Annotated in this window: 8 protein-coding genes; 2 read left to right on the top strand and 6 right to left on the bottom strand. The window is 58.1% G+C overall.

Annotation, left to right across the window (positions count from 1 at the left end; genetic code table 11):
- Positions 1-5: 5 nt before the first annotated feature.
- The 5 genes from HNE_RS12115 to HNE_RS18070 all read right to left on the bottom strand — a co-directional run bounded on the left by HNE_RS12115 (position 6) and on the right by HNE_RS18070 (position 9,153).
- Positions 6-2,927 (bottom strand): TonB-dependent receptor, encoded by a 2,922-nt coding sequence (locus HNE_RS12115; RefSeq protein WP_011647444.1) that lies wholly within the window; start codon positions 2,925-2,927, stop codon positions 6-8.
- Positions 2,928-3,187: 260 nt separating this feature from the next.
- Positions 3,188-4,378, bottom strand: coding sequence for an MFS transporter (locus tag HNE_RS12110; RefSeq protein ID WP_011647443.1), 1,191 nt, complete (start codon positions 4,376-4,378; stop codon positions 3,188-3,190).
- A 134-nt stretch (positions 4,379-4,512) separates the two neighbouring features.
- Positions 4,513-5,892, bottom strand: a complete 1,380-nt coding sequence (locus HNE_RS12105; protein WP_011647442.1) for a sulfatase family protein — start codon at positions 5,890-5,892, stop codon at positions 4,513-4,515.
- 108 nt (positions 5,893-6,000) lie between these two features.
- Complete coding sequence (locus tag HNE_RS12100; RefSeq protein WP_011647441.1) at positions 6,001-8,337, bottom strand: TonB-dependent receptor; 2,337 nt, start codon at positions 8,335-8,337, stop codon at positions 6,001-6,003.
- 105 nt (positions 8,338-8,442) lie between these two features.
- A complete protein-coding gene (locus tag HNE_RS18070) occupies positions 8,443-9,153 on the bottom strand; it encodes a TetR/AcrR family transcriptional regulator (protein WP_011647440.1) in 711 nt (236 codons plus the stop codon).
- 129 nt (positions 9,154-9,282) lie between these two features.
- Here HNE_RS18070 and HNE_RS12090 point away from each other — a divergent pair, with 129 nt between their 5' ends.
- Both HNE_RS12090 and HNE_RS12085 read left to right on the top strand, forming a co-directional pair.
- A complete protein-coding gene (locus HNE_RS12090) occupies positions 9,283-11,748 on the top strand; it encodes a glycoside hydrolase family 3 C-terminal domain-containing protein (protein ID WP_011647439.1) in 2,466 nt (821 codons plus the stop codon).
- Entirely contained in the window at positions 11,745-13,136 is a 1,392-nt protein-coding gene (locus tag HNE_RS12085) for an MFS transporter (RefSeq protein ID WP_035590965.1), read from the top strand. Before HNE_RS12090 ends, HNE_RS12085 begins: the two co-directional genes overlap by 4 nt.
- Here HNE_RS12085 and HNE_RS12080 read toward each other — a convergent pair.
- Positions 13,133-14,830, bottom strand: coding sequence for a class I adenylate-forming enzyme family protein (locus tag HNE_RS12080; RefSeq protein ID WP_011647437.1), 1,698 nt, complete (start codon positions 14,828-14,830; stop codon positions 13,133-13,135). The genes HNE_RS12085 and HNE_RS12080 overlap by 4 nt on opposite strands.
- Positions 14,831-14,944 lie beyond the last annotated feature (114 nt).

Here is a 14,944-nt window from a genome sequence, read left to right as displayed (position 1 = left end):
CGTCCTCAGAACTCGAGCGTGACACCGAATGTAACTGTCCGCCCATTGAACGTTACATCCTCAGGATAGCGACCTTCCTTGCCGAGCGTCTTGTTCACCACCGGATCAAGTCCATCATCGAGAATATCAATCGCGTTGACATAGATGCTGGTCTTTTTGTTGAGCGCATAGCGCAACTGCCCATCGAGTGTCTCATAGGATTGCTGATACTTGTCGATCAGATAAGGGCCAAGTTCTTCCAGGGATTCTCCCCTGAAGGTGTAGGCGAGGTTCCCCTCAATGCCGTATTTCTGATAGGTCAGCGCAACAGTTCCGACATAGTCCGGCGCATTGAAGAAGGGAACATCCTCGCGTCCCTCAAGGCCGGTATCCGCAGAGGTCTCCTGCAAAGTGAAGTTTCCATAAACGCCCAGCCCACCCAGAGCGCCGGGCAAGTTGGTGAACTGGTTCATATAGGCGAATTCAGCCCCGTAGACTTCGGCGCGATTGCCGTTGAATACAGTTTCCACATCAATGTTATAACCGGGAAACCGGGCATTCAGCTCTGGAATGCTGGTTTCGCCTTCAGGCGCCGCATCGATGAAGATAAAGTCATCAATCGATTTGTAGAACACGCCGCCCGAAACCAATCCAATGTTGTTCAGATAATACTCAGCCCCAAGATCAAAGTTCCAGGCATATGCTGGCTTGAGGTCCGGATTTCCGACGAAGGCGGAAATGGTATTGCTGTCCTCAATCTCGATTTCTGTCGCCGCGTTCAGGAACAGGAATTCCGGCCGGGCGAGGGAGGTATATGCCGCGCCCCGGATCACCATCTTGTCACTGGGGCGATAGTTCACCTGGAACCGAGGCAGGAACTGGGTGTTGTTGGACTTCGATGTGCGCGGCAACACGCTTTCACCGTCTTCAGACTCGATGAGTTCGTAGCCATTGGAGGTAAAATCCAGATACTCAACCCTGGCGCCACCGAGAAATTCGAAATTTCCCTGAACCGCCTTGGCCATGAGGTAACCGGCATAAATGTCCTCGGTTGCTTCATAGCTGTCGGCGTCGAGCGGGTCACCGGCATAGGCGTTCTCGAGGACCCCATCCGCCACGAGTTGCTCCGCAATCTCCCGCCAGTTTTTGACGGAGGAGGGGTTCAAGCGAAGAATGCTTCCGTATGGAGATCCGATGTCAGAGGTGTCCAGCAGGCCGCCTTCGAATATGGCGCCGGAAAGCAGAAGATCGCCCTCGGCCTCCAGGACGTTGGCCTCGAACAAGGAGCGCTCGGACCGCTGGAGTTTGAATCCGCTTTTTACGTAGGAAAGCCAGGAAATACCAGGCTCATACGTAACATCGAACTGGCCAATGTATTTTTCGTCTCGGGAATCATCGAGATCAATGTCATTTCCGCCGAGTACGAAGTTGGACGGGTCACGAATGGCGGCCTGATCGTCATCGCTCAGAATAGGTTGAGGGAAGAAAGGATCAGAATAGTCGTAAAGCACTGGGCCGGAGAGTTCAAATTCAAACCCGACTTCGTAATCATTGGGTTCCTCGAAGATGCCAAGGGCATAGCCGAGCGAATAATCGAACACGAATTGGTTGTGTGATGTCGATCCGCCAACAGTCAGTGTACTGTTGGAAAATACCGACTCTTCATACTCGCTGCGCACCCGGTATACGGTGCCGCCCTCTGGGTTATAAACGCCGTCCTGATAGAGTTCATCATCGTCCGCAATGATAAAGAAACCACTGGAAAGCTCAATATCTTCAAGTCGGTTATAGCTGCCCTTGAGGTAGAGGCTCGTATTTTCGTCGAGACGGTAATCGAGGGCAATCGATCCACCGATATTTTCCCGCTCATTATCAAAGTTCCCGAGGCCAAACCACCATGGGATCAGCATATTGCCGCCGCTCAGATCGACAGGCTCGCCTTCATCCTGCTCAAAATAGGGGATATAGTCTTCGTCCTGAAGGTTATTGTACCCCATGGTGTGGCGTTTGTTGTAGATCGCTGACACCAGTACGCCAAACCGGTCATCGGCGCCAAAAGTGTCGCCATACGTCGCCGAAACCTTGCCGCCCAGCTTGTCAGCGAAGTCGTTCTGGTTGCCTTCCAAATTGAAGCGGATCAACCGGTCCTTGAGGTCAAAGGCAGAGCCGGTCTCCAGCTCGACAGACCCGCCGATCCCATCTCCATCCATGTCCGGAAGCAGGGTCTTGTTGACAACGATCTTGGAAAGCGCGTCGGCCTGCACAACATCCAGCGGAACACGGCGTGTTTCAGTATCAGTCTGTGCAACGTTGATACCGTTGATCTTGAAATTGTTGAGCCCTGAATCAAGTCCGCGAATGGAGATGTAACGGCCTTCGCCGCCCTTTTCCTCGCGGTTGATGGCAACGCCTGGCACCCGCTGCAACGCTTCGGCTGCGTTCGTATCGGGAAACCGCCCGGCCTGGTCGGCAGAAACGACATTAGACAGATTATCCGCTACGCGCTGCTGGTTCAGTCCTGAAGCCTGCGAGGCGCGCTGACCAATGACGACCACGCTGTCCAGCAACATCAGATCAGACATCGCCACGTCGATCTCCGCAGTCTGGCCCTCCGCAACACTGACAGCGGCAGTGGTATCCGACAAACCGATATACGACACTTCAAGTGTGTAGGCGCCCGCGGGCACATTCCTGAATTCAAAGCGTCCGCCGTTCCGGCTCGCAGTTGTGGCGCCGGTTTCAACCAGCAGGATTTTTGCGCCGGCCAGCGGCGTGCCGGTGCCAGCGTTCGTCAGCTTACCGCTAATCTGGCCGGCTTCCTGCGCCTGCGCCGCAGCGCTCAATGGAAAGACCGCAGCCGCTGAAGCCATCAGTGTCATCGAGGAAAGGGCGCATGCGCTGGCGCGCAAAGCCTGTTTGAAAGAATGCTTCATAAAACCATCAGCCATCGTCATCTCCGCTTGGCATTTCTCGAATGTCTGGAGATTTCCGAGGGCACAGAATATTGAGTCAGAAGACCATCGGGCATCATCCAGACCTGGACATTGCCTCGAACCTCTAAGCCCTGGTCCCGCGCGGAAATCTGGCGATCAACAGGGTGATCGTCCGCGAGAGGAAGTTGCCGGTAAGCCGAGCAACTGTGTGATTACGAAACGCCCATGCCCGGCACAACGATTTTTATATGAAGTTTTTTTGTTGGCGTTCTCGCTCAGATCGGCGCGTTTCTATAGGGTCTGCGGGCCATCTCCCAGAGTGCAAACACCACCAGATAAGCTCCACAAATCTGGTAGGTTTTGAGAACATTCAGTTGGCTGAACAAGATGGCGATCGCAATATTGAACACCAAAGACAGCGCTTCCATTGATACGCTGAGCACAGAAGTGGCTGTCGCCCGGCCTTCGCCATCAAACGCCTTCTGGAACCGGCTCATCGTCAGAACCATGAGGGGCGCAGTCAGGATATAGGCGCTCGCCATTGCCAGCAGGGAATAGGCAAATGAGAGGAAGCCGGAGAGAAAAAGCGCCCCTCCGCAAAACAATGGCCCGATCCATATAAACGCCGGGAAATGCTCAAACCAGCTCGCATAATAGGCCAGCATCAACCGCGCCAGCCCCATTCCGGCAATGGCAATCCCGATAGACCAGACCGGCATTTCAATTGCTAGCAGGAACAGCTGGTTGAAGTCCTCCAGCGTGCTCAGAAAGGTCACGCAGAGGGCAACATAAAGTGTGACACGCCTGATCTCTGGCTTCGACATGTATTCAGACCAGGTTGTTTTGATAAGCTCAGGTGCGCGTGTGAAAGAGGTATCCTGCGTAATCCTTCTCTCCTTGCGAAGATCGCTCAAAGGCAGGGCGGAAAGTGCGCAGAGGCTCAATGGAACAAGGGATAACCAGAAGGCCAGTTCCAGGTTCTGCGCCGCGATGAGGCCGCCCGCCGCAGCTCCGGACAGCGTAGCGGCCTCCTGAAACGCGCGTTCCTTCCCGAGAATTGAGGTATAGTCTGGCGCCCGTCCGTGAGCGGTTACATGCTCAAAAAGCAACGCTTCCTTGGTGCCTGAGCGCAGCGCGGACGCCATCGACCAGAGCGCCATTCCCAGAAAATACATCCAGATTTGTCCATCGGCCAAAACCCACACAACAAAGCAGGCGCCCTTGAGAAGGGGCGCTGCAATCAGAAGCGCCTTGCGGTCGAATATGTCTGCCAGCAGGCCGGAAGGGATCTCGAAGGCAATAATGCAGGCTGCCCAAAAGGCGAGGATGGCGCCCACCATTTCCGGTGAGCTTCCCTTCAACTGAAAGAAGGCCGGAAAGATCGCGTATCCAAAAATGAAGTCGTAGCAGAAGACGTACAGATAATAGAAGGAAAGCGTTCTTTTGAACGATGCTGGCGCGCGCACGGTTCAGTCCTCCAGCAAAGCGGCCCGCAATTCCCTGCCCATGAGGGAAGCCACCGTCCTGCCGGCGCGGCGCTATCAAGGTGATCTGGCTCCTGCCACAATCACCTGAAGCTCCGCAATGGTCTTTTCCGGGTCTAACGTGTCAACTGCGGGCCGGTCGGAGTTCCGTCATTGGGCGGCACGTGGCTGGTGGCCTCCTTGGTTTTCTCCGCAACTGCCGCGCGCATGGCTGCGACAGCTGATTTGAGCCGCTCTGCCTCGCCGGGATACTCTCGCATGAAGCTGAAGGATTCCTGCGGATCTTTCTCAAGGTCGAACAGAAGCGCGGTGCCGAAATACTCGAAAGGAACACTCATGGTACGGTAGAATGTGTTGAGCACCAGTCTGAAGCGCGCATCGCGGGCGCCGACAATCTCGTTTCCGTCGAAGAAAAACAGAATATCATGCGGTGTCGGAGCGCCAGCTGTCAGAAGGCTGGTCAGGTCCTTGCCGTCAATCACGCGGTCGGCGGGGAGGGTGGCGCCGGACAGCGATGCTGCGGTGGGAAGAAGGTCAATGTTCATTGCCATCTCATGGCTGACGGAGCCTTTAGGGATGTGGCCCGGCCAGCGCGCCAGAAACGGAACCCGAAATCCACCTTCATGCGTTTCGCCTTTGCGTCCGCGAAACTCGCCGGCGCTGCCTTCAAACCAGGGGCCGTTATCGCTGGTGAAAATAATCAGCGTGTCGTCCGCCACGCCGGCTTCGTCCAGAGTGTCCAGAACAATTCCGATACCGGCATCCACGGTCTCAACAACATCGCCATAAAGTCCTGCATCGGAAGTTCCGCTGCGATCTTCCGGTACGAACAAAGGTATGTGCGGGAATGTCTCTGCATAATAGAGGAAGAACGGCTTGTCTGAAGAGTCCTCAATGAATTCTTTTGCGGCTTTGGCGTAATTCAGGCTCAGCTGACTCTGGTCGGCGGGGCTCTCAATGATTTCCTTGCCACGATAAAGATCAAACGGGGCCATATCGTTTGAATAGGGAACACCGTAAAACCAGTCGAAGCCCTGATTGGTTGGCCAGTATTCCTCCTGATGCCCAAGGTGCCATTTGCCTACCATGCCTGTCCGATAGCCGGCATTCTTGAGCATTTCCGAAATGGTGATTTCTTCTGCAGGAAGACCATCTTGAGAGTGCGGGAAAATCACATGCTGCATGCCGGACCTGATGGGGTAGCGCCCGGTCAGCAGCGCCGCGCGGGAAGGGGAGCAGACATTCGATCCGGCGTAGAAATCCGTCAGCTGGATGCCTTCCTGCCCAATCCGGTCGATGTTGGGCGTTTCGATCAATGCAGCGCCGTTCAGGCTGATGTCACCCCAGCCAAGATCATCGGCCATGATGATGATAATGTTGGGCGGCTTTGCAGCTGCCGGCGCTGTCTCCGAAGTCGCGATGTTGGCTGCGGGTGAAGCGGCGCATGCGGCAGTCAGCATGATGGCCGCTGTCCAGCGGGCGATCTTGAGGGGCATCACGGGTTCCTTTCCAGATACCGGAAGAAGGCGCTGGGCAGCCAGTAACGGCCGCCCAGCCGTTTAGTTTATGAGGCGCGCGTTTGGCGTCCTGTTTCGTCCGTATGATCAGTAACGCAGGGACAGTTTCGCGCCCCACGTCCTCTGAGCTTCCAACGTGACGAACTGCGCATACCCGCCCGTGTCGAATGGCATGGCAACGATTGCCTCTGCAAAATTCTCGTCCGTCAGGTTACGTCCGAACACGGTGAATGTCGCGCGATCATCCCAGAAGTTCACGCCCACCTGCATGTCCAGAAGGGTGTAGGCATCAATCACCGTATTGGGATCATTCGCCAGGCCCGACATCGTGTCGCTGCGATACTGCGCGCCCAATTGCACGAAGGCAGCATTCTGCGCGGTGAGGTCGAAGTCATAGCGTGCGAGCGCGTTGACGACCCATTCCGGTGAGTTGGGCAGGCGCTTGCCGGAGAGATCCTGTGAAGCAGGTGTGCCGCTGCAACCCTGCGCGGGCGTCTGCAACTGATAGCAGGGCGCGCCGGTAAACTCATCGAACGTTGCATTGGTATAGGCGATTGCGGCCGAGAGCGTGAGGTTTTCGGTTGGCAACGCCGTGATTTCACTTTCAAATCCGTAGGTCTCTGCCTTGCCGGCATTGGCCACAGTGAAGATCGACGTTCCCGAAGGTCCGGGCACCAACGTCTGCGCCTGGAAGTCCTCAATTTGCCCATAGAAACCTGTGAAGTTGGTAACCAGACGTCTGTCAACGGAAGACCTGCGGATGCCCGCTTCAAACTGCGTCGGGATTTCCGCTTCAACGGTTGGAAGGGTGGTCCCGCTAACGGGGTTGATCGTCAGGCCCTGCACGATACCCGCAGATTTATAGCCGCGTGTGACCGTTGCAAAAAGGTTCGTGTCATCATTCACGAAGTATTGCGCGCCCAGGCGCCATACGAGCGCGGTATCCTCGTCGCTGGCGCTCTGCACGCCGTTCGAAACAACTTGTCCTGCAAACGGAGCGACAGCGCCAGCGGCGGCGAATTTCTCCTGACTGCCCTCAACTTCTGAATTGAGTACGCGCAGGCCGCCGATCAACGATAGCTTATCTGTGACAGCATACTCACCCTGTCCGAATACGGCATAATTGGTCTCGCTGAATTCCGACTCCAGGCGAGTGCCGACCCGCGCGCCAGCCGGAAGCGCGCCAAGAAGGTTGAGCCCGGCAGTGCCCGCCTGAATGTTGTTCTGATCAATGTCCTGCGTGAAGTAGTAAGCGCCCAGCGTGTATGTGAATGCTTTGTCCCGCGGGGAGACGAGCCGGAATTCCTGGCTGAACTGGTTCTGCCCAAGGTCGCCCGAATTGATCTCCAGAATAGGGAGCGGCGTGAGATCGGAATCGTTATTGTCAACACTGTTCCATTCGCGATGCGAGGTCAGCGATACAAACTCGAAATTACCCAGGCTGCGGCTATATTCCGCGCTAAGGCCCCAGGCATCCATTTCAGAAGAGAAGGGCACTTCAGAACCAATGCTGAGATTATCCGGCCCCGGAACGATGCCGAGCGCCGCCGATTGGTTGCGGATCGCCGGAACACCAAATCCCAACAGCCCCGTGCCTGGCCCGCCTGCCGATGCCTGACGGTATGTCAGTGCGCCCGCCGCCTGATCGCGCGTCACATAGTCTGCGCTGAGCAACAGATCAGATGTGTCAGACAGCGCAAAATTCACCTTGCCGCGAACGCCCTGTTCATTGCGCTCATTCACACGGCCCTGCGGCGAGTTCGGGTTCACATTCTTGATGTAGCCGTCGCGGGTGTTCGAATAGGCTGACAGGCGTGCCGTGACGCCGTCGACAATCGGGCCCGAGATCGCACCATAGGCATTCACCTCATCATACGAACCATATCCAAGGTTCATTTCGGCGGTGAAGCCTTCTGTCGGCTTCTTGGTGACCACCGAGATCACGCCAGCCGATGCATTCTTGCCGAACAGCGTACCCTGCGGCCCGCGCAGAACTTCCACCCGCTCGACATCCGCAAAGTCGAAGATGCCGGCGCCTTCGCGGCCCATGATAACGCCGTCTACGGCAATCGCCACGCTGCCTTCGATCCCAATATTGAACAGGCCTGTTCCAATGCCGCGGATTGTGGTGGCCGACTGGCGCGCGTTCACGCCCGAATTGAAGGTTACGCCAGGCGCCACATATTGCAATTGGTCAAACCCGTCGATCTGGCGCGCTTCCAGAGCGTCCCCGCCAATCGCGGTCACGGAGATCGGAACCTGCTGGATATTCTGCTCAACGCGCTGCGCGGTGACGGTGATTGTGCCAAGGCGGCGATTGTCGTCGTCAGGCGTTTCTTCCTGCGCCTGGACGAGCGGCGCAAAGGCAGCAATGGCGATGGTTAGTGCGGACGCGGTAACAAATGTTCGGTGCTTTGCATGCATGATTTTATCCTCCCGGAAGCATTAGAGCTTTCCGGGCGGAAAATTTCGACAAATGGAAAGTTTGTCAATGGGGCTTGTTAATGTCTCCGTTCAGAAAATTTTGCATCAGCGTGCTGCGGTCCATGCCGGCAGGGCAGGCCAGCGTTTTGCGTTCTTTGGCTTGTCGCGCAGTAGAAGTGCGAGAACCGTGTCGGTATGCGCCTCAATGGCCTCGTCCGAAAGAATATCCACTCCGTAAACACCCTTGATCGACTGGGCCAGCACGAACGGCATCTGGCATATGGCAGAAATGGAATAGAAAAGTGAGACCAGCCATACCTCAGGAATATCTCCGTCCTTCATCAGGCGGCGGAGGAAAGGCGTCTGATTCTGATGGCTCTTGCGGATATAGCTGATCATCCACTCGATCCGGTCGCCGCCATGAACTGATTCCATGATCATGATGCGCACATGTTCCGGATTGCGCGCGCAATAGCGGATATACGTCCGAAGAAATTCGCGCAGGCTGTCCTGGGGAGAGGCGCCCTTCGCGCCCTTCAGGCCCTCGCGCATCTCTTCGCTGAGCCGTTCGAACATGTGGGTGACCACCTCTTTCCAGAGCTCTTCCTTGCTGCCGAAATGATAGCGGATCAGAGTGTGCGTAACGCCCGCGTCGGTGGCAATGTCGCGAATGTTTGCCGCTTCAAACCCACGCTGCGCAAAAGCTTTCCGCGCGGCATCGAGTATGTTGGCCCGGCTTTCCTCTGAGCGCGCCTGTTGCGGCATCCGCGCAGGCGGCGCAGCTGGCTTGGGATGCGTCTTTTTTCCAGCAGGCATCGGGAAGTCCTTATGCAACAATACTTAAGCCCCCTTATCCGGTAAAAGTTTCTGCCGGGCTATTGCGAAAAAACTTTCCATGTGGAAAGCAACGTTGTCATAGTCAAAAAAACGGCATGGGAGGTAAAAATGGCATCACAATCTCCGGAAACCGAAGCGCGCATTTCAGCGCTGCTCGCAGAAATGACTCTCGAAGAGAAAGTCTCGCTTATGGCGGGGCGGGATTTCTGGACCCTTCCGGCCATCGAGCGTCTGGGCATTCCCAGCCTGCGCGTCTCCGATGGCCCCACAGGCCTGCGATCGGTGAACTCCGAGGCCGCCACCGTGTTTCCCGTGGGTGTCGCCCTGGCCGCCACATGGAATGAAGCGCTTGTCGGCGAAGTGGGCGCCGCCATCGCCCGCGAAGCCATTGCACATGACGTGGACGTCCTGCTTGCCCCGGCCGTGAACATCCAGCGCACCCCGCTGGGCGGGCGCAACTTTGAAACCTATTCGGAAGACCCCCGCCTCGCTGCCGAGATCGCGACGGCCTATGTCGCCGGGGTGCAGTCTGAAGGCGTCGGTACATCGCTGAAGCATTACGCTGCGAATAATCAGGAACACGAGCGCATGACAGGTAGCTCCGACATGTCGGAGCGCACCTTGCGCGAGATTTACCTCGCCGTATACGAGCCGGTCATCCGCCGCGCCAATCCGTGGACGGTCATGGGCGCCTATAACAAGGTGAATGGCGTTTTCGCCTGCGAGAATGCGTTTCTGCTGGAGCAGGTACTGAAGAGTGAGTGGGGATATGATGGTGTCGTCGTCTCGGATTGGGGCGCAACCAAGACGACGGCGGAAGCTGCCAACAACGGCCTCGATCTCGAGATGCCGGGGCCCCCGCGCCACTTCGGCGCCAAACTTTTTGATGCGGTACAAAACGGTGAAGTCAGCCAGGATGTGATCGACGATCATGCGCGGCGCCTGCTGCGCCTTATTATCCGCTGCGGCTTGCTCGATGGAAATCCCAAATCGGCCAGGGCAGAGCTTTCAAGCACGCGCCACCGCGCCTGCGCGCGCGATGCCGCGCGCCAGTCGATGGTGCTTCTGAAGAACGAAGGCGGCCTTCTGCCGGTTTCGCCGGAAGCAAAGCGCGTCGCTGTCATAGGCCAGCCTGCCTATATGCCGGCCATTCAGGGCGGGGGCAGCTCGCAGGTCAGCCCTGACCGGATCGTCAGTCCACTGGAGGGACTGAAAGCTGCGCTCGGCGGCAAGGTTGATCTCGTCTTTGAACGCGGCCTCGACCATGAGCCCGCGCCGCCCCAGATCGACTGGCGGCTGCTTTCACCCGATGAAGGTTTCACACAGCATGGTCTCACGGCGCGCTATTATGCCAAGCCAGGCTATGCTGGCCCGGTCGCGCATGAAGAGGTCGACTGGCATTTCTCCAAGCTCGGCTTTGGCGGAAAGGTACAGACCGATGAAGATCTATCGTTCTCGGTCGAATGGACGGGGTATTTCCGTCCGGAGCAGGACGGGGACTATGATTTTGTCATCTCTCATTCCAATGACGATGTAGAGTTCTCCATCGGCAATGAAATTCTCGTCGGCGAGGGAACGCCTTCGGAGCGCGAACTCCTGTTCATGATCCTTCCGCTGAACCGCCGCGAGGCCCGCATGCAAATGCAGGCAGGGCGCACGTACCCGATCCGTATACGGTATTCACAGTCTACCGAGCGGGCCATTCGCGCATTCAACATCTTCAATGTTTCCATGCGGGCACCCGCGCCAAGCCGCGAAGCGGCAATCAAGGCGGCCAAAGAAGCAGACATGGTCCTTCTCTTTGTCGGCTCCGGCACCACAGATGAAACCGAAGGCCGCGACCGGCGCAGCATGAAATTGTCAGCGGGGCAGGATGATTTTGTGCGCGAGATTGTCGCCGCCAATCCGAAAACCGCCGTCATCGTCAACACCGGCGCGCCTGTTGAAATGCCATGGGCCGATGAAGTTCCGGCGATTCTGCAAATGTGGCTGCCGGGCGGGGAAGGCGGCTCGGCCTTGGAAGACCTTCTTTCAGGCAAGGTCTCGCCGTCCGGCAAACTGCCGGTAACGTTCCCCCACCGCTATGAAGACAATCCGACCTATCCCTTTTACCCCGGCCATAAATCGGCCGAGTATGGCGAAGGCGTCTTTGTCGGTTACCGCTATTATGACAAGGCTGGGCGCGATGTCCTGTTTCCGTTCGGGCACGGACTGACCTATTCCCGGTTCGAAATCGGCAGCCTTCAGATGGCGCCTTTATCGGATCACGGCGTCGACGTATCCGTTTCGCTCACAAACACGGGTGCCGTCGACGCGGCCGAAACCGTCCAACTCTATCTGGAAGACCGCGCCACCAAAGAGGCCATGCCCCCGCGCCAGCTGCGCGCGTTCCGCAAGGTATCCTTGAAGCCCGGTGAAACTCACCAACTTGCCTTCACGCTCACCCGAGAAGACTTCGCCTGGTTCGACATGCACGCCGGGACATGGGCCGTGTCACCGGGAAAATACACCCTGCATGCCGGCTTCTCCTCGCGCGATCTGCGCCAGTCTGCGGAATTTGTGCTCCAGTCATGACGCAGCCGCTTACAACCGCGACGAAGAAACAGGCACAGGTGCCACTCAAGGCTCGCATCGGTTTCGGTGTAGGTGATTTCGGTTTCCTCCTCGTCTGGCAGGGCACCGCGCTGTTCCTGATGTATTTCTATACGGACGTTCTGGGCATTTCGCCGGTCATGGCCGGAACCATCTATATGGTCGCGATGATCTGGGACGCGGTAACAGACCCGGTCTTCGCCGCGATGGCAGACCGCACGCGTTCTTCCATGGGAATGTACCGGCCCTGGCTGCTCTATGGCGCCGTGCCATTTGGCATCGCGTATCCATTAGCTTTCTCGGGGCCGGGCAGCCTGCCCATCGACCCGGTCATCTGGGCATTGGCCACCCACATCTTCCTGCGCACCGCCTATACGGTCGTTTCCATGCCGTTCAATTCGCTTCAGGCGCGGCTCACCAGTGATGGGGAGGAGCGCTCCGTGCTTGCCGGCTTCCGGATGGTCGGCGCCGCCAGCGGCGGTCTCGCCGTCGTGTTCCTCACGCCGATCCTCGTCCAGACGTTCGGGGAAGGCCGCGAAGCGCAGGCTTATTTCATATCCGCCTGCATCAGCGGCGCGCTGGCCACACTGGCCTTGCTCTACTGCTTCTATTCCATGCGCGAGCCAGATGCTCAGCCCGCAGCCTCAGACAGCTTCTTGGGAGACTTGAAATCCATCTTCCCGATGTTCCTGGCAAACCCGCCGCTCATCCGCGTCTTCGCTATCATCGTGCTGGGCTCGGTGTGTCTCGGCATGTTCGGCAAGAACATGCTCTATCATTTCAAGTATGATCTCCAGCGGCCCGAGCTTACCGTCATTGCCCTGGTCCTGCCTGCCATCCTCCTGGTGCTGACCGTCCCGTTCTGGGTCTGGGTATCAAAACGCAGCTCCAAACGCTTTGCGCTGGCAATGGGCACGCTGGTTTCCCTCACGGGTTATCTGCTCTTTTTCTTCAATTTCGAGAACTGGCTCTGGCTCACTTTTGGATCGATCCTGATCACCGGCATCGGGTCGTCGTCCCTCGCCGTTATGTTCTGGGCGATGCTGCCCGATACGGTTGAGTATGGTGAAGTCAAAACCGGTGTGCGCGCCGAGGCCAAGACCTTCGGCTTTGCCACCTTCGCGCAGAAGGCCGCCACCGGAATCAATGCCGTCCTGCTGGGCGCGCTCCTCGGCGTTGTGGGTTTTGAGGCAAACGCCACGCTGACTGGTGAGACCCTGCTCGGCATGAAAGCCATCATGGCCCTCATCCCGGCGGTGGGCGCCGTGGCCATTCTCCTCGTCCTGCGCGGATATGACCTTGATCACGCCCAACACCGCGACCTGGTGCGCCAGCTCGAGGCGCGCCGGGCTGAGGAGGTTGAAGGCTAGGCCGACAGCGCTTCCGGGTTCAGCCGGTCGCGCAGGTCGCGTTTCAGGAACTTGCCGCTGGCATTGCGGGGCAGGGGCTCATCGAGGAACCAGATGTAGCGCGGCACCTTGTGCTTCGCCATGATGGTGGCGCAATGGGCGCGCAGCTCGTCCGCGCTCAGCGTTGTGCCGGATTTCAGCACAACCGCCACGCCAACTTCCTCGCCCAGCCGTTCATCCGGCACCCCGAATACGCAGCATTCAGCCACAGCCGCGTTGCGATAGATCGCCGACTCCACTTCGGCGCAGTAAACATTCTCCCCGCCGCGCAGCACCATGTCCTTCTTGCGGTCGACGATGAAGATGAACCCATCCTCATCAATGCGGGCAATGTCACCGGTGTGCAGCCAGCCATCGGTGATCGACGCCGCCGTCGCATCCGGCCGGTTGATGTAGCCTTTGATGACGGACGAGCCCTTCACCCACAGCTCGCCCACCTGTCCGGGCGCAACCGTGTTGCCATCATCATCCACGCATTTGGCCTCAAAGCTCGGCATCGCCGGCCCGGCGCTGTCGGGTTTGTCGACAAAGAAGTCGCCCGCCACAGAGGTAATGATCCCGCACGTCTCGGTCATGCCATAGCCCGTGCTCGGCCGCGCGGTGCTGACCTGCGCTTCGATCTTCTGCACCAGATCCGGCGGCACCTGCGCCCCGCCCCCGGCCAGCGAAACGAGACTGGAGGTATCCGTCATGGCAAAATCGGGATGGTTGATCAGCTCCCGCGCCATGACCGGCACGCCGCTCATGCTGCTCACCTTCTCCTGCGCAATGATGCGCAGCGCTTCGCCCGCGTCCCAGCGGTACATCAGCACCATCGTGCCGCCCGCTGCCGTCGTGGCATAGGCGCCGCAATTGTTTGCCGTCACATGGAACAGCGGCGTGGTGATCAGGGTCACGGGTATGGGCGGCGTCGCGGGCGGCGCAACGCCGGTCGCGCGCTCAACCGCCAGCGCGGAAGAAGCGCCCGCATATAGCATGTTGAAAAGGTTCGAGACACACCCGCGATGCGTCAGCTGCGCCCCCTTGGGGTGCCCGGTCGTGCCGGAGGTATAGAAGATGCAGGCATCGGAATCCGGATCAATCGCTACATCCGGCATGTCCCCGCCATGCGCGATCACATCGGCCCACGGCGTTACATCTCCGGCATCGCCCTTGAGGCGCACGCCGACCAGCTTGATGCCATCCACCATGTCCGGGCGTTCCTTCACCCGGTCGAGGCGTTCGGCATCCAGGAACAGGTATTTCGGCGCCGAGTCCGACAGCGCATACGCCATCTCTTCGGGCGTCCACCAGGCATTCATGCCGACCACCGCAATGCCGGTGGAAACGCATGCCCAGTAAATCAGCATCCATTCGGGATAGTTGCGCATCGCCACGGCCACCCGGTCACCCGGCTTCACGCCCTGCGCCGCCAGCCATGCCGCAACGGCATTCACCTGCTCATGGGCCTGCGCATAAGTCAGGCGCTCATCCTGATAGACGAGGTAAGGCCGTTCGGCGAACTGTAGCGTTGAAAGCCATACGTCCCGCACGCTCGCAGGGGCATTCTTGAAGGTACGGATACGGTTTCCCAGCACATCGGCTTCGGCAATCTCGAAGGCGCCGCCCGGTCCGGTCAGCTCATCACGTGCCTTCAAAAGCTCGGCGTAATGCATGTCACTCCCCAATCCTGATCTGATCGTTTTAGGGGATCATACACACTCCGAAAATCGAAGGAACATTGACGCGACGGGAGGCCATTTCGGCTGCCAGGGCGATGTGGGCTTCCC

This window comes from Hyphomonas neptunium ATCC 15444, assembly GCF_000013025.1.
Taxonomy (GTDB): Bacteria; Pseudomonadota; Alphaproteobacteria; order Caulobacterales; family Hyphomonadaceae; genus Hyphomonas; species Hyphomonas neptunia.
The sequence above is the reverse complement of the archived record's forward strand: the minus strand, read 5'-3'. Positions and strand labels throughout refer to the sequence as shown.